This window comes from Janthinobacterium lividum (genome assembly GCF_034424625.1).
GTDB classification, from domain to species: Bacteria; Pseudomonadota; Gammaproteobacteria; order Burkholderiales; family Burkholderiaceae_D; genus Janthinobacterium; species Janthinobacterium lividum.
In genome coordinates, this window is sequence record NZ_CP139976.1 from 3,994,991 (window position 1) to 4,009,574 (window position 14,584).

Here is a 14,584-nt window from a genome sequence, read left to right on the forward strand (position 1 = left end):
AAAAAACACCGTCACGCCTCGATACACCTCTGATAACCTTGCTTTTAAGACTTAATCAGGCTGACAAGGTTCCATCCATCCATAGGCAAATTTGCCACATTTTATTGCATAAATAAAAATATTGATTGAAAATAGTTAACATTTATTTGGCAAATTCACTAAAATCGATGACGCATCAGGAAATTCCCAATGATGCATGATCAGTTTTGAGGGCAAACCCGTCGAAAGGCGGGGACGCAAAGCCACCGGCCTACCGCGCGCAAGCGCCACGGCAGCGGGGCTGCCAATGCAGGGCCGGGACCGCCAGCGCGCGGCGCCAGCTTGGAAGCATTGTCGAGATGTGGCCCTCGCCCAACTCGGAGAGTTTCGCCATGAAAAAAAACATTCCCCCGCATCACCGTCACGGGCGCCTGCTGCTGGGCGCCACAGCCGCCCTCCTGCTGGCCGCTTGCGGTCCCGGCCAGGAAACATCGACACCGCCTGCCGCCATCGCCACGGCCGCGACACAGTTCACTGTCGAGGTGCCCGTCATCCCTCCCGCCGTCGGCGCGCTGGTGGTGCAACCGATGTTCCATGCGGCCCCGGCCCTGCTCGATGCGCCTGACGGGCGCGACAGTGCCAACAGCAGCGGCTCGGCCCACTGGCGGCCGCACTTGCAAAACGTGCCCGGCGCCATGCGGGAAATGACCACGCGCCGCCTGACGGCACAAAAAATCGCCGCCTCGGAACAGGCGGCACAGGATATCGCCCCCTTGCTGGACGGCGGCGCCAGCGACATCGCCGCGCCCATGGCCGGCAGCAGCGTGGTGGCGACCTATTCTCCCGCGCAAATCCGCGCCGCCTACGACTTGCCCGCCCTGCCGGCGGCCGGCACGGCGCTGACGCCAGCCCAGGCGGCCCAGCTGGGCGCGGGACAGACGATCTACATCGTCGACGCCATGCACAACCCGAACGCGGCGGCCGAACTGGCCATCTTCAACCAGAAGTTCGGCTTGCCCGGCTGCACCACCAAGGCTATCGCCACGAATGCCACCCTGCCCCTGCCGCCCGCCCCGGCCAGCGGCTGTGAATTTTCTGTTGTCTACAACACGCCATCGAGCACCATGACGGCCACTGCGCCCGCCTATAACTCGGGCTGGGCCATGGAAATCGCGCTCGACGTGCAGTGGGCGCATGCCACGGCGCCGCTGGCGCGCATCGTGCTGATCGAGGCGCCCGACGCTTCCATCAACAGCCTGCTGGGCGCCGTGCGCCTGGCCAACCAGATGGGGCCTGGCGTCGTGTCGATGAGCTTTGGCGCCGCCGAAGGCAACTGGACAGCTTCCGTCGACAGCGCCTTCACGGGCAAGAACATGAGCTACCTGGCCGCCACGGGCGATTCGGGCAGCGGCGTGTCCTGGCCGTCCGTGTCGTCCAACGTGCTGGCCGTGGGCGGCACCACGCTCAGCTACAGCGGCAGCGGCGTGCGCAGCGAAACGGCCTGGTCCGGCACGGGCGGCGGCATCAGCGCCTATACGGCACTGCCCACCTACCAGACGGCCAGCGTGCCCGGCCTGACCAACTTGCTGCGCCGCAACGTGGCCGACGTGGCCTTCAATGCCGACCCCGCCACGGGCCAGTACACGGCCGTGATGACACCCGGCAGCAGCACCGCCAGCTGGCTCAGCATCGGCGGCACCAGCCTGTCCACGCCGCAATGGGCCGGCCTGGTCGCCATCACCAACGCCAGCCGCGCGCTGCAAGCGAAGACGGCGCTCGGCTTGCCGCACAGCATCTTGTACGGCCAGATCGCCAGCGTGCCCGGCACTTTCGCCAGCAGCTTTGCCGACATCACGCGCGGCAGCAACGGCACGTGCAGCGTGTGCACGGCCAGGGTCGGCTATGACCCGCTGGGCGGCCTGGGCACGCCGAACGTGAAAAGCCTGCTGGCCGGCCTGTCGGGCATGCAGACGGCACCGGCCGCGCCCGTGGTGGCGCCGGCCAGCATCAGCGGCGCGGCCGGCAAGCCGCTGTCGTTCACCGTCTCGGCCAGCGCTTCGAATCCACTCAGCTATACCATGCTGGGCGCGCCGGCCGGCATGAGCATCGCCGCCACGGGCGTGGTCAGCTGGGCCGCCCCCACCGCGGGCACGTATGCCGTGACCATGGTGGCCAAGGATACCGTCAGCGGCCTCAGTGGCCAGGGCGTGTACGCCATCGTCATTACCCCCGTCGCGCCGCCCGTCGTGGGCGCCGGCGCCATCACGGGCAAGGTTGGCACGGCCCTGGCGTTCAATGTCAGCGTCTCCGCCCCCAATCCCGTCAGCTACACGCTGGGCGGCGCGCCGGCCGGCATGACGATCAGCAGCGCCGGACTGGTGAGCTGGGCCGCCCCGACGGCCGGCACCTACGCCGTCACCGTGACCGCCACGGACGGCAAGACTGGCCTGAGCGGCAAAGGCATCTATACGGTGGCCATCGCCGCCCCGCTGCCCCCCGTCGTGACCGTGGCCAGCGTGAGCGGCAAGCCGGGCGTGGCCCTGTCGTTCGCCGCCACGACGGTGGCGCCCAACCCCGTCACCTACAGCCTGTCGGGCGCGCCATCCGGCATGGCCGTCAGCGCCGCCGGCGTCGTCAGCTGGGCCAGCCCCGTGCTGGGCAGCTACAGCGTGGCCATCATCGCCAAAGATACCAGGACGGGCTTGACGGGCCAGGCCGTGGCCGCAGTGAAAATCGCCGCCGCCGGTCCCACGATCAGCGCCGCCGCCATGACGGGCGTGGCCGGCAAGGCCATGAGCGGCAGCATCGTGCTGACGGCGCCCGGCGCGAACGCCCTGTGGATCTCCATCCTCGGTGCGCCGCTGGGCATGCAGTTTTCCATGAGCGGCATGACCATCACGGCCCGCTGGCCCCTGCCGGTGACCGGCAGCTATGCACTGAGGGTCGTGGCGCTGGACAGTAACGGCTTGACGGCGCAGCTCAACGTACCCATCACCGTCACGGCCAGATAAGCGAACGCGGCCTGCCAACGGGGCGCACCGGGACACCTGTCCAGGCGCGCCCCGTTTTGCATGCGCGCGGCCGTTGCGAAAAATCCGGAAAAGGAGTATAAATAGTCCATATACAGAGTTTTAACGAAGGACATGCCATGAATCTCGCCTACGCCTACCCCAAGAGCCGCTTCGAACCGGCCGTACTCGTCGACCTGAATGCCAAAGCCGAGCGCGAGCGATTGTCGCAGGCGGCATTGAAGGGTTTTTTCAAGCTGGCCGCCGCCTGGAAACTGCGCGATGACGATGCGCGCGAATTGCTGGGCGGCCTGTCCAGCAGCGCCTGGTACGAGTGGAAGAAGCACCCGGACCGCGTGCTGGAAGTGGACCGCATCACACGCATTTCCTACTTGTTGGGCATCTACAAGGCCTTGCACATCCTGTATGGCGACAAGCTGGCCGACGAATGGGTGAGTTTGCCCAACAAGAATCCCGTGTTTGGCGGCCGCACGCCCCTGTCGCAGATGCTGGCCGGCGGCTTGCTGGCCATGCAGACGGTGCGCAAGCTGCTCGATGCGCGCCGCGGAGGGTTGTAATGGTGGCGACCGTCCCGCATACACAGCTGCCGCCGCTGGCCGCCTTGCGCCAGATCGACACTTGCCGTTTGATCCCCTCGCGCTTCGCCGACATGGAAGACTCCGTGCTGGCGCCCCTGGCCGAGGACGACGCGCACCTGCGCGAGCTGTTCGAACTCGATAACGCGACGAATGCGCGCCTGGTGGCGGAATACGGCGGCGCGCCAGGAATTGGCGTGGACGAGCTGGTTTTTGGCGTGCCGCACTTTCGCATCATCAACGCCGCCTACACCTATGCCCGGCCGGAAGGGGCGCGTTTCAACGATGGCGAACGGGGCGCCTGGTATTGTGCCTTCGACATGAAAACGGCGCTGGCCGAGATCATTTTCCACAAGACCGTGGAATACCAGGAAATCGACTATTTCGACGACAGCGTCAATTACCAGTCGCTGCTGGCCGATTTTTCCGCCAGCTTCCACGACTTGCGCGGCCAGCAGCACTATGCGGCCTGCCTCGATCCGGCCAGCTACATCGCTTCGCAAGACCTGGCCGCCATCCTGCTCGAAGCCGGCTCCATGGGCGTCATCTTCCCCAGCACCCGGCTGGCGGGCGGCACCAACCTGGCCTGCTTCCGCCCTGCCCTCGTGGGCAATGTTCGCAAAGGCGCCGCCTATCGGTTAACATGGCGGGGTACGCCGACGCCGCAGGTGGAAGCCCTGTAAGGCAACGCAAGCGCGCAACGGCACCCGACTCACCGCAACCTGATATCTCGCATGCAAACCAATCCTGAAAAAGACACCGAACTGCGCCTCAAAGTGAACAGCGAAACGGCCCGCCTGGCCTGGAGCGAACTGGAAAAGCACTTCGCCCAGGGCAATGTCGTCTGGGTCGCCAATGAGCTGGATCTGGTCGAAGTGGCCGTGCGCATCTCGCACGACGACAAGGCCACCATCACGCAATGGATGGCCGACGGCAAGGTTGCCAAGGTGTCGGACCAGCAGGCGCTGGACTGGCAGGCGGCCGACGCCGCGCTGTGGGCCGTCGTCGTCAGCCCCTTCATTCTGGTGCAGCAGGAAAAGCCCACCAGACATTGATGCGTGCACGCTGCGCTCGACGTAAGGAAAATGTGCAGCCAACTAAATTTGGTACTTAATTTAGTCATCCGATGCTATCATCAGTTTGCCTACTTATGGAGGGCGGCATGAACTTTATCAATATTCAACCAATTAGCTACTTGAAGACGAACACCAGCGACGTGGTCAAACAGGTGCTTGAGACGCATGACCCGGTAGCCATCACGGTGAACGGCAGAGTTCAGGCCATTGTTCAAGACCCTGTCAGCTATCAAAAGACTCAAGATCAGCTTACCATGCTCCGCATCCTTGCTCTCGGCCGTAAGCAGATTGAGGAAGGTAAAATCATTGACCATGATGACGTTGTGGCCCTTCTGGAAGCTGAAGACGGCGACAACTGATTACACAAATGAAAATCATTTGGACGCAGTACGCCTTAAACGATTTGCAAGATATTCGCTCCTATCTGAAGCAGAACGAATCCCTTGCTTTTACCAGGAAGGTGACGCAGGAGATTCTGGCTGAAGTCAATTCTCTCAAAGACTGGAACATGAAAGGTACCTTTGTTCCTGAACTTGAAGACCTTCATTTGACGACTCACCGCCAACTGTTGGCCGGCCAGAATCGCATCATCATCGAGTATGGACATAACGATATCGTTTATGTTCATATGATTGCCCATGCCAGCCGTGACCTGGAAGCATTGATACGCCGTCGCCTGCTCACTGCGTAATGCGGAGGATGTGACAATGCGCAGCAAGCGCATTGTCAGCGCACTCTCAACTTGCCTCAGTGCCCTCCTCCCAGATACGCCGCGATCACCTTCGGATCGGTTTTGAGACTCTCGGCCGGCCCATGCACGGAAATGCTGCCGTTTTCCAGCACATAGCCGTAATCGGCCACGTTCAGCGCGGCGGCGGCGAATTGCTCGACCAGCAGCATGGTCACGCCTTCCGCCTTCAGGCGCGTGATGATGCGGAAGACTTCTTCCACCAAAATCGGCGCCAGGCCCATCGACGGCTCGTCCAGCAGGATCACTTCCGGGTTCAGCATCACGGCGCGGGCCATGGCCAGCATCTGCTGTTCGCCGCCCGACAAGGTGCCGGCCAGCTGGTCGCGCCGCTCCTTCAGGCGGGGGAACAATTCCAGCGCCTTGTCCAGGTCGCCCTTGATGTCGCCTTTCGGGCGCGAGCGCGTAAAGCGGGGGAAGGCGCCCAGCAGCAGGTTGTCCGTCACCGACATCGAGGCGAACACGCGCCGGCCTTCCGGCGAATGGGCCAGTCCGGCACGGGCGATGCGGTGCGAATCGAGGCCCGTGACATCCTTGCCGCCCAGGGTGACGGTGCCGGATTTGGGTTTGAGCATGCCGGAAATGGCGCGCATGGTGGTGGTCTTGCCGGCCCCGTTCGAGCCGATCAGGGTCACCAGCTTGCCTTTCGGGACGTCGAGCGAAATGCCGTGCAGGACTTCGACTTTGCCGTAGGCGGCGTGCAGATTGTTAATGGTCAGCATGGTCTTCCTCTCAGTGCGCCGCTGGCGCCAGGGTTTCGGCGCTGCCGCCCAAATAGGCTTCGATCACTTTCGGATCGCTCTGGACAAGCGCGGGTGCGCCTTCGGCGATCTTCTGACCGAAGTCCAGCACCGTCACCACGTCCGACAGGGCCATCACCACATCCATGTGGTGCTCGATCAGGATGATGGTGATGCCGTGCTCGCGGATCTTGCGGATGATGGCCATCAGCTCCTTGATGTCGGGCGCCGTCAGGCCCGCCGCCGGCTCGTCGAGCAGCAGCAAACGCGGGTTGAGGCCCAGCGCGCGGCCGATTTCCAGCAGCCGCTGCTTGCCATACGGCAGATTGCGCGCCTCCTCGTTGGCCAGGTCCGCCAGGCCCACGAACTCGAGGATGCTGGCGGCCCGCTCGCGCGCAGCCGTCTCTTCGCGCTTGTAGCGGGGCGTATGCAGCATCACGTCCAGCACATTCGACTTGAACGTGTTGTGCAAGCCCACCAGCACGTTCTCCGTGGCCGTCATCTCGCCAAACAGCTGCACGTTCTGGAAGGTGCGCGCCACGCCGCCCAGGGCGATCTCGGACGGCGTGCGGCCGGAGATCACGGCGCCGGCAAATTCCACCTTGCCCGCCGTCGGCTTGTAGATCCCCGTCAGCACGTTCATCATCGTGCTCTTGCCCGAGCCGTTCGGCCCGATCAAGCCGTGCACGGAACCTTGCGTGACGTTCAAGTCCACCTGGTTCAGGGCTTTCAGGCCGCCGAACTGCATCAGGGCCTGGTCCACGCGCAGCAGGGTCGCGCCCTGTTGGCCGCCCTGGGCGTGGTCAAACGGTGCCACGCCGTGCGAAGCGACGGCTTGCACATGGCGCCGGCCCTTGCCGATAAAGCTCATCAGGAAGCCGACGATGCCGTCCTGCAGGTAGTACACGACAAATAAGGTCATCAGGCCGAAGATGGTCAAACGCCAGTCGACCATGTTTTCCAGCTTGTACGAATACGCAGCCAGGCCGATGGTGGCCAACAGGGGTACGAGCACGCCGCGCACGGTGGAGCGCTTCTTTGCCAGCATGAAGGCGGAACCGATCACGCCCAGCACGGCGGCGGCCACGGCGATCTTGCGGAACAATTCGATGTCCGACAGCAGGCTGGGCAGCATGACGACGATCAGGGCGCCGATCAGGGCGCCGGAACGCGTCTTGCGCCCGCCCATGATGACGGCCAGCAGGAACAATATCGTCAGCTCGAAGTTGTAGGTATTGGGCGAGATGTATTCTTCCGAATACGCGTACAGGCTGCCGGCCAGGCCCGCGAAACCGGCGCTGATGACGAAGGCATATACCTTGTAGCGGTACACGGAGACGCCCATGCAGTCCGAGGCGATGGGGCTGTCGCGCAAGGCTTCGAACGCGCGGCCCAGGTTTGATTTCAGGATGCGGTGCACCACCACCAGCGAGATCACCAGCAGCGCGGCGACCATGTAGTAGTACTCCACTTCTGTCAGTTTGTGGCCGAACAGGACGGGCTTGTGGATCTTGATGCCCATCGGCCCTTCCGTCAGGAAGCTCATTTCATTGATCAGGATTTGCACGATGGTGCCGAAGGCCAGGGTCACCATGGCCAGGTAGGGCCCCGTCACGCGCAGGGCCGGCAAGGCCAGGATGGCGCCGAAGACGGCCGCGCCCAGGATGCTGGCGGGGATGGCCAGCCAGAACGGCGCGCCCAGCTTGAACACCAGCACGCCCGTGGCGTACGAGCCGATGCCGAACAGGCCCGCGTGGCCCAGCGACACCTGCCCCGTGTAGCCGACGACGATATCGAGACCGAACAGCAGGATGGCATAGATCAATATGGTCTCGGCCAGGTGGATGTAATATGGGTTCGGAATGACGATGGGGAACAGCGCGAGCACGGCCAGGCCCGCCGCGCTCAATGCCAGCATGGTGATTTTCTTGTTCATGTCGTCCTCAGACTTTCTTGATCGCGGCTTTGCCGAACAGGCCGGACGGCTTGATGGCCAGTACCAGCAGCAGGAGCAGCAGGCCGGGCACTTCCTTGTAGCCGGTGGAGATGTAATAGCCGGTGGTGGTCTCGGCGATGCCCAGTATCAGCCCTCCGACGATGGCGCCCACGCCCGACGTCAAGCCGCCGATGATGGCCACGGCAAAGGCTTTCAAGCCCAGCGACGCGCCCATGGTGGCCCCCGTCAGTGTCAGCGGCGCCACCAGCACGCCGGCAAAGGCGGCCGTGGCCGACGACAGTGCGTAGGAAAACGTGATGACCATGCCCGTGTTGATGCCCATCAGGCCGGCCGCATCGCGGTCGTTGGCTGTCGCCACGACGGCCTTGCCGTAGATCGATTTGCGGTTGAACACTTCGACGGCCAGCATGATCGCCAGCGCGCCGACGATGACGGCCACCTGCATCTGCTGCACGTTGGCGCCAAACACCTGGAACGGCGCGGCCGATAGCGGCGACGGGAACATCAGGTCATCCTTGCCCCAGATATTTTCCGCCACATTCTTGAAGATGATGGCCAGCGCGATGGTCGACATGATCCAGCCGAATTCGGACTTGATCTTGATGGCGGGCCGCACGCCTATCCATTCGACGAACACGCCCTGCAAGGCGCCGAAGACGATGACGATGGGGATCATCAGCAGATAGCTCATGTACGGCCCGCCGTGGATGGTGCCCACCAGGGAGAGGCCCACGAGCGCGCCCAGCATCAGGGATTCGCCCTGGCCGAAATTGAGGGTGCCGGAAGTGGCAAAGGTCAGCTGGTAGCCGAAGGCGATGACGGCATAGATCATGCCCAGCGCGATGCCGCTGAAGACGAGCTGCAGGAAGATTTCCATGATATTCCCCGGAAGACGAAAGATGAAAAAATGGCCAGTCCTGATTCCTCAAGGCTGGCCACTGCGCGGCGAATGTCTGCCAGGCTTATTTCGCGAGGACGACTTTGCCGTCCTTGACTTCACCGAAGACTGTCAGGTCGGCCGTGATCGCCTCATGGTTGGTTTTGCTGAACGGCTTGTTGTAGGTGGTGACGGCGCCTTCCACTTTTTCATTCAGGTTTTCCAGCGCGGCGCGTACTTTCGGACCATCCGTGCCGCCTGCCTGCTTGAAGGCCGCGGCCAGCAGGTAGATGGAATCGTAGCCTTGCGCGGCCGAGACAGCCGACGGCATGCGTCCGCCCGATGGCTTGTAGGCGGCCACGTAGGCATCGATGAAGGCCTTGCGCTTCGGCGTGCTGGCATCCTGGATGAAGGTTTGCGGCATGCGCGTGCCATTGCCGTTCTTGCCCGCGTTGTCGATGAAGTTACCCATGGCCAGGGTCCAGCTGCCGATCAGCGGCACTTTCCAGCCCAGTTTCTCCATGCCGTTGGCGATCTGCGCCAGTTCCGGACCGATGCCGTAGGTCAGCACGACTTCCGCGCCCGCCTGCTTGGCTTTCAGCAGCTGGGCCGTCATGTCGACGTCCTTGATGTTGTATTTTTCCACAACGACGGGCTTGATACCCTTCTTGTCGAGTGCCTTTTCCAGGTCTTCGCGGCCCAGCTGTCCGTAGTTGGTGGAGTCGGCCAGGATCGCCACTTTCTTGAACTTGCGGTTCTCGACCGCCTCATGCACGATCATGCCGGACTGGATGGTGTCATTGGCCGCATTGCGGAAAATGTAGTTTTCCGGCTGGTCGGCGAACTGCTTGGTGACGATGGAGCCCGTCGCCACATTGTTCATGACGGGAATTTTCGCTTCCTGATAGAAGCGCTGCGAAGCCAGGGCCACGCCCGTGTTGATGTAGCCGACGGTGGCGGCAACCTTTTCCTTGTTGATGAGCTCCTGCGCGATCTGCACGCCGCGTTCATTCTTCGCTTCATCATCGCGCTCGATCAGCAGCAGGGAACGGCCCAGTACGCCGCCCTTGGCATTGATCTCAGCAACAGCCAGCTTGACGCCGTCGCGCATCGACACGCCCATTGGCGCGGAACCGCCCGTAAACGGACCGGACACACCGATCTTGATGGGGTCGGCTGCGACTGCCGCCTGCGAGAAACCCAAAACCAAACTTGCCACGAGCAATTTCTGTTTCAAATTCATTGTCATCTCCTCTGATACAACGTTTTTAATGCCACTTATTTTTATAGTCGTACGCTGGATAACCGCCCCATCGATAAATCATTGTAGGTGAGTAAACATGCACCAGCAACAACTACATATGACGCGTCGCAACATGCGGAAAAGCCGCAATTGCAGGCCAGTTGTCAGTCTTTTGTAAGGAAAATATGACGCAAATTGACACAGGTGCTACACGTTGACACACGGTGCATATGTCTGACCTGCGTCAAAAGTATGGCGATGCAATGGTGATATGGTCATTGAACCAGGGTCAACCGGCCATGGCGGCAATCCCTTCCCTACCATGGAGACCCTATGCGCCAGCCCATGACAAGCATCTGCGCCTGCCTGCTGATCGCCGGCATGAGTAGCGCCTGCAAGAACTTCACGCCGGTCGACAAGTTCGCGGGACAGACGGTGGCGATAACGGAAGTATTCAAACCCATGCTGACGCACTCCATGAGCAGTTGCACCAATAATGTACGGCGCAACAGCATCATCACCGACCGCCCCTACGTTGCGCAGGAAACGGAACAGGACATGCTCCGGCGCTGCAAGGACTATGCGGCGCAATTGGCGGGTACAGCCGAACTGAACGATGTATTGAAGCGCTACGCGGAAGTACTTGCCGCGCTGGCCAACGACAAGCTGGCGAACTACAAGGATGAGATCGGCGCCCTTGGCGGTTCGCTGGGCGCCTTGCAGCAGTCGGGCGGCATGGCGCCGGTGCTCGACGCCGACCAGCTGGACAAAGTCACGCGCCTGAGCGTACTGATCAGCCAGATCGTCACGCAGCAAAGACAGCAGTCGGGAATCAACGAACTGCTGGCGCGCGAGGACGATATTTATATCATCAGCAATGCGCTGAAAAAATATGCGCAGCAAAACTACCAGGCCAATCTGCACGACGAGAGCCTGACGCTGGCATCCCTGAATCGCTCGCTCGACAACGCCGCCGGCAGGGAACCCGTGACCAGCAACTATCTGAAGGCCAAGCTCTACCTGGATGGGCGGCAATTGCAGGAGCGTGGCAAGGTCATCGAGGCCTATCTTGCCGCCATGACCGAATTGCAAAACAGTCTCAGCACCTTGCGCGCCAAGCCCATGCAAGACCCGGCAGTGGAGCGTCAACTGGACACTTTTGCCAGGCAAGTCGATACCCTGCAAAAGCAGGCCGCCAATTATTCACCATCCCCTTGGTAGGAGCCGGACATGGGCAACGCTATCGCACTCGATGAAAAACAAACCACGGAAATCGCCGACAAGCTGGCACAGGCCTCGAACCAGGTACTGGAGCTGCGCATCGCGCTGACCGACCGCACGCCGCCAACGCCGTCAGCCGTGCTGCATGATCTCAAGCAATATGAAAGCCACCTGGATCAGATGGTGTCTTTTTTCCGCGCCCACGGCATCTACCTGATCAACCAGGGTGCGCAGCAGGCATTGGCCAATGTGAACACAGCCATCGACCAAGGCAGGAAAACCGTGGCCGACATCGGGCACACGCACGCGGCCATCAAGGCAGCGGCAGGCCTGCTGGACTTGGCTGCCGCCCTGCTGTCGCGCAACCCGCTGGCCATTGCCGAGGCTGCGAATAGCCTGCGGGCCTGACCTGGCGGACAATCACGGCTCTTCCGCCCTGTGCCCCATCGCGTGCATCGCCATCTTCAGGTACAGGAAGGACTGCTCCTCATTGTGCGCATAGCCCATGCGGCCCTCCGCCAGGGCGACGGACTTCTGCTGCAGCGCTTCCGGGTATTCGAGGTCGCAGGCAGCGTCGAGCCAGTAGCGCGCCCTGGCTTCGTCGCTGTCCTGCAGCAGGTTCGCCACGATGAACATGGCCGGCGCCACGCCGCGTTGCGCGGCCAGTTCCAGCCAGCGCAACGCGGCGGCACTGTCCTGCGGGCCGCCCATACCGTTCTTGTGCATCAAGCCCAGGTAGTATGCGGCAGGCCCGCTGCCCTGCACCGCCGCCTGTTCGAACAGGGCGCGCGCCTGCGGCTGGGTCGCCTCGCCCGCGCGCATCAAGACCTTGGCCTGGGCCGTGGCATCGGGCGCCGCGGCTGCCACGGGGGACGCCAGCGCGGCGGCCAGCAGCAAATTTACCAGCGTCATTTCGACAAATCGAGCTGGTACAGCGCAAAGCCCTTGCCCGCACCATCATCAGGCTTCAGCTGCGTGACGTTATCGATGCCGGCCGCTTTCGCCAGCTCGATCACGTTCGGCGCCGAATGGAAGACCACCGGGCCTTGCGTGGCAATCTTGGCAAAGCGCCAGCTGCGCGCCGAGCCGTTTTTCGCGCGCGTCAGGTTTTTCTGCTGCGTGACATAGGCGATCAGCAGTTCGCGGTTGTTGTCGGGCGAGGCCACCACCGTCTTGCTGCCATCGAGGCCAGGGAAATTGCCGCCACCGCTGGCGCGGTAGTTATTCGTCGCAATCAAAAATTCCTGGCTGGCTTCCACCGGTTTTCCCTGGTACGTCAGGCCCTGGATGCGCTGGCCCGGCGGCTGCGTGACGTCGATCTGGTAGCGCACGTCAGCGCTGGTGATGGCGTCGAAGTTGTAGCTCGGATGGGCCGTGTTGACCAGTTCCTGCGCTTCCAGCTTGTTCGGATCGATGGTGTTGAAGCGCTGCGCCGACTGTTCCAGCCAGGCTTTCAGCTCCGCGCCATTCATCTTCACGCCGTACAGCGCGTTCGGATACAAATACAGGTCGGCCGCGTTGTTCAGCGCCACATTGCCCGTCTTGACGTCCGTGTAGTCGGACACGCCGGCCGAGCCGCTCTTGAACGGGGACGACATCGACAGCACCGGCAGGTCGGCATACTGCGGCAAGTTCGCCTTGACGTAGGCGGCCAGATAGCCCGCCTGCGCCTGGTTCACCACTTCGATGGCGCTGACGTCGCCCACGTCGGCAAAATACGTCGACATGCGGAAGTCCGTGGCGCCGACGGGCGTCTGCACGTAGGCAATCGTCGCTGCGTGTTCTTCCGCCACCAGCCTGGCGATGGCCGGGTCAGGCTGGACGTAGCTCTTGTCCGCGTTCTGGATGCCGCGCGCTTCCACCGTGGTGGCGCTCTTGTCGACGACCCACTGCTTGCCGTCGTGGCGCAGGCGCAAACCGATCACGCCCAGATGCTTGCCCCACAAATTGGCCATCACGGTGGGCACGCCATTGACCAGGCCCTTGACCTTGTCGACGCCGGGCAGATTGAACTGCGGCACCGTGCTGGCCGCGTTCGGGAACAGCTGGTGCGAGTGGCCGATCAGCATGGCGTCCACGCCCGGCACTTGCGACAGGTAGTAATTGCCGTTTTCCATGGTCGGCGAATACGGGCTGCTATCCAAGCCGCCGTGCGAAATGGCCACCACCAGCTCGGCGCCCTTGGCGCGCATCTCGGGAATGAATTTTTCCGCCGTCTCGCGCACGCCCTGCGTATAGACGCGGCCTTCGAGCCAGCGCTTGTCCCAGGCCATGATGGTGGGCGGCGCAAAGCTGATGATGCCGACCTTCACGCTGCTCGTGATTGGCTGCCCATCGGGGCCGGTGGCCGTGATCTGCTTGGCGATGATGTGGTATGGCGCAAACAGGGGCTTGCCCGTCTTGACGCTGTAGACGTTGGCCAGCACTTGCGGGAACGCGGGACCGGCACAGCGCGGCTTGCCGGCGTCGACGCTGTCGACGTCGAATTGATTGCCCGTCACCTGGCTCAAAAACGCCAGGCCGTAGTTGAATTCGTGGTTGCCGATGCCGCCGCCATCGACCTTCAGCAGATTCATGGCCTTGTAGATCGCCAGGGTCTGGTCGCAGGCCAGCGGTTTCACGAGGGCCTGGTAGTCGGCCAGGGCCGTGCCCTGGATGGTGTCGCCGTTGTCGAGCAGAAGATTGTTCGGGAACTGCGCGCGCGCCTGCGCGATCAGTGCCGCCGTGCGTTCCAGGCCGATCGAGGGTTCCGCCTGCAGCTTGTAGTAATCATAACTGAGCACATTCGCGTGCAAGTCCGTCGTCTCCAGCAGGGCCAGGGTGGCGCTGCTGCCCACAGGCGCGGCGGCCGGCGGCTGGGCGGGTCCGTGGGCGGCTGGCGGCAAGGCGCCACAGCCGGCCAGCAGCAGCGGTAACAGGGCGAGACGGGGAGATTGAAGCATGATGTATTCCTGTGGAAAGACAATATCGCCAGCATCATACGCAGCACGGTAGCCATCATCAAGGCAAAAATATTGTCGCAAATGCAGCAAAATCGTCATTTTATTGCCCCGTGCGGCAGCAATTGCGCCGCGGCGGCAGCGGAAACGCGCCGCGCTCGCGTATAATTCAAGGTTTGATTTCACCATAGAAGACCAGA

Annotated in this window: 14 protein-coding genes and 1 riboswitch; of the genes, 8 read left to right on the top strand and 6 right to left on the bottom strand. The window is 62.4% G+C overall.

Annotated features, from left to right (window positions below):
* Positions 1–201: 201 nt before the first annotated feature.
* A riboswitch (cyclic di-GMP riboswitch) is annotated at positions 202–288 on the top strand.
* An 83-nt stretch (positions 289–371) separates the two neighbouring features.
* The 6 genes from U0004_RS18090 to U0004_RS18115 all read left to right on the top strand — a co-directional run bounded on the left by U0004_RS18090 (position 372) and on the right by U0004_RS18115 (position 5,350).
* Positions 372–2,990, top strand: coding sequence for a S53 family peptidase (locus U0004_RS18090; RefSeq protein WP_070254238.1), 2,619 nt, complete (start codon positions 372–374; stop codon positions 2,988–2,990).
* Between the two features lie 137 nt (positions 2,991–3,127).
* Positions 3,128–3,565, top strand: a complete 438-nt coding sequence (locus U0004_RS18095) for an MbcA/ParS/Xre antitoxin family protein (protein ID WP_070254193.1) — start codon at positions 3,128–3,130, stop codon at positions 3,563–3,565.
* Positions 3,565–4,266, top strand: a complete 702-nt coding sequence (locus tag U0004_RS18100; RefSeq protein WP_070254192.1) for an RES family NAD+ phosphorylase — start codon at positions 3,565–3,567, stop codon at positions 4,264–4,266. Before U0004_RS18095 ends, U0004_RS18100 begins: the two co-directional genes overlap by 1 nt.
* Positions 4,267–4,317: 51 nt before the next feature.
* Positions 4,318–4,638, top strand: coding sequence for a DUF2288 domain-containing protein (locus U0004_RS18105; RefSeq protein WP_070254191.1), 321 nt, complete (start codon positions 4,318–4,320; stop codon positions 4,636–4,638).
* Positions 4,639–4,745: 107 nt separating this feature from the next.
* Positions 4,746–5,018 (top strand): type II toxin-antitoxin system Phd/YefM family antitoxin, encoded by a 273-nt coding sequence (locus tag U0004_RS18110; protein WP_070254237.1) that lies wholly within the window; start codon positions 4,746–4,748, stop codon positions 5,016–5,018.
* Between the two features lie 8 nt (positions 5,019–5,026).
* A complete protein-coding gene (locus tag U0004_RS18115; RefSeq protein ID WP_070254190.1) occupies positions 5,027–5,350 on the top strand; it encodes a type II toxin-antitoxin system RelE/ParE family toxin in 324 nt (107 codons plus the stop codon).
* 56 nt (positions 5,351–5,406) lie between these two features.
* On the opposite strand, the gene U0004_RS18120 is transcribed toward U0004_RS18115, so the two are convergent.
* The 4 genes from U0004_RS18120 to U0004_RS18135 all read right to left on the bottom strand — a co-directional run bounded on the left by U0004_RS18120 (position 5,407) and on the right by U0004_RS18135 (position 10,224).
* A complete protein-coding gene (locus U0004_RS18120; RefSeq protein WP_070254189.1) occupies positions 5,407–6,129 on the bottom strand; it encodes an ABC transporter ATP-binding protein in 723 nt (240 codons plus the stop codon).
* 10 nt (positions 6,130–6,139) lie between these two features.
* The gene (locus U0004_RS18125; protein WP_070254188.1) at positions 6,140–8,083 is read right to left on the bottom strand and encodes a branched-chain amino acid ABC transporter ATP-binding protein/permease; all 1,944 of its coding nucleotides are present in this window, start codon (positions 8,081–8,083) and stop codon (positions 6,140–6,142) included.
* 7 nt (positions 8,084–8,090) lie between these two features.
* On the bottom strand, positions 8,091–8,981 hold the full coding sequence (locus U0004_RS18130; protein ID WP_034782923.1) for a branched-chain amino acid ABC transporter permease: 891 nt from the start codon (positions 8,979–8,981) through the stop codon (positions 8,091–8,093).
* 85 nt (positions 8,982–9,066) lie between these two features.
* The gene (locus U0004_RS18135; RefSeq protein ID WP_070254187.1) at positions 9,067–10,224 is read right to left on the bottom strand and encodes an ABC transporter substrate-binding protein; all 1,158 of its coding nucleotides are present in this window, start codon (positions 10,222–10,224) and stop codon (positions 9,067–9,069) included.
* A gap of 345 nt (positions 10,225–10,569) precedes the next feature.
* Between U0004_RS18135 and U0004_RS18140 the strand changes: the two genes are divergently transcribed.
* Together U0004_RS18140 and U0004_RS18145 are read left to right on the top strand one after the other, a co-directional pair.
* Entirely contained in the window at positions 10,570–11,445 is an 876-nt protein-coding gene (locus U0004_RS18140; RefSeq protein WP_139144076.1) for a hypothetical protein, read from the top strand.
* Positions 11,446–11,454: 9 nt separating this feature from the next.
* Complete coding sequence (locus tag U0004_RS18145; RefSeq protein ID WP_070254185.1) at positions 11,455–11,853, top strand: hypothetical protein; 399 nt, start codon at positions 11,455–11,457, stop codon at positions 11,851–11,853.
* A 12-nt stretch (positions 11,854–11,865) separates the two neighbouring features.
* Here the strand turns inward: U0004_RS18145 and U0004_RS18150 are convergent, their stop codons facing one another.
* Positions 11,866–12,357, bottom strand: coding sequence for a tetratricopeptide repeat protein (locus U0004_RS18150; protein WP_070254184.1), 492 nt, complete (start codon positions 12,355–12,357; stop codon positions 11,866–11,868).
* Positions 12,354–14,387, bottom strand: coding sequence for a bifunctional 2',3'-cyclic-nucleotide 2'-phosphodiesterase/3'-nucleotidase (locus U0004_RS18155; protein WP_070254236.1), 2,034 nt, complete (start codon positions 14,385–14,387; stop codon positions 12,354–12,356). The genes U0004_RS18150 and U0004_RS18155 overlap by 4 nt, the downstream gene beginning before the upstream one ends.
* Positions 14,388–14,584 lie beyond the last annotated feature (197 nt).

Excerpts from the sequence above, each read along its gene's own strand:
- U0004_RS18100 (WP_070254192.1), top strand. The coding sequence starts at position 3,565 with ATGGTGGCGACCGTCCCGCATACACAGCTGCCGCCGCTGGCCGCCTTG.
- U0004_RS18145 (WP_070254185.1), top strand. The coding sequence starts at position 11,455 with ATGGGCAACGCTATCGCACTCGATGAAAAACAAACCACGGAAATCGCC.
- U0004_RS18155 (WP_070254236.1), bottom strand. The coding sequence starts at position 14,387 with ATGCTTCAATCTCCCCGTCTCGCCCTGTTACCGCTGCTGCTGGCCGGC.
- U0004_RS18130 (WP_034782923.1), bottom strand. The coding sequence starts at position 8,981 with ATGGAAATCTTCCTGCAGCTCGTCTTCAGCGGCATCGCGCTGGGCATG.
- U0004_RS18120 (WP_070254189.1), bottom strand. The coding sequence starts at position 6,129 with ATGCTGACCATTAACAATCTGCACGCCGCCTACGGCAAAGTCGAAGTC.
- U0004_RS18105 (WP_070254191.1), top strand. The coding sequence starts at position 4,318 with ATGCAAACCAATCCTGAAAAAGACACCGAACTGCGCCTCAAAGTGAAC.
- U0004_RS18140 (WP_139144076.1), top strand. The coding sequence starts at position 10,570 with ATGACAAGCATCTGCGCCTGCCTGCTGATCGCCGGCATGAGTAGCGCC.
- U0004_RS18135 (WP_070254187.1), bottom strand. The coding sequence starts at position 10,224 with ATGAATTTGAAACAGAAATTGCTCGTGGCAAGTTTGGTTTTGGGTTTC.
- U0004_RS18150 (WP_070254184.1), bottom strand. The coding sequence starts at position 12,357 with ATGACGCTGGTAAATTTGCTGCTGGCCGCCGCGCTGGCGTCCCCCGTG.
- U0004_RS18090 (WP_070254238.1), top strand. The coding sequence starts at position 372 with ATGAAAAAAAACATTCCCCCGCATCACCGTCACGGGCGCCTGCTGCTG.
- U0004_RS18125 (WP_070254188.1), bottom strand. The coding sequence starts at position 8,083 with ATGAACAAGAAAATCACCATGCTGGCATTGAGCGCGGCGGGCCTGGCC.
- U0004_RS18115 (WP_070254190.1), top strand. The coding sequence starts at position 5,027 with ATGAAAATCATTTGGACGCAGTACGCCTTAAACGATTTGCAAGATATT.
- U0004_RS18095 (WP_070254193.1), top strand. The coding sequence starts at position 3,128 with ATGAATCTCGCCTACGCCTACCCCAAGAGCCGCTTCGAACCGGCCGTA.
- U0004_RS18110 (WP_070254237.1), top strand. The coding sequence starts at position 4,746 with ATGAACTTTATCAATATTCAACCAATTAGCTACTTGAAGACGAACACC.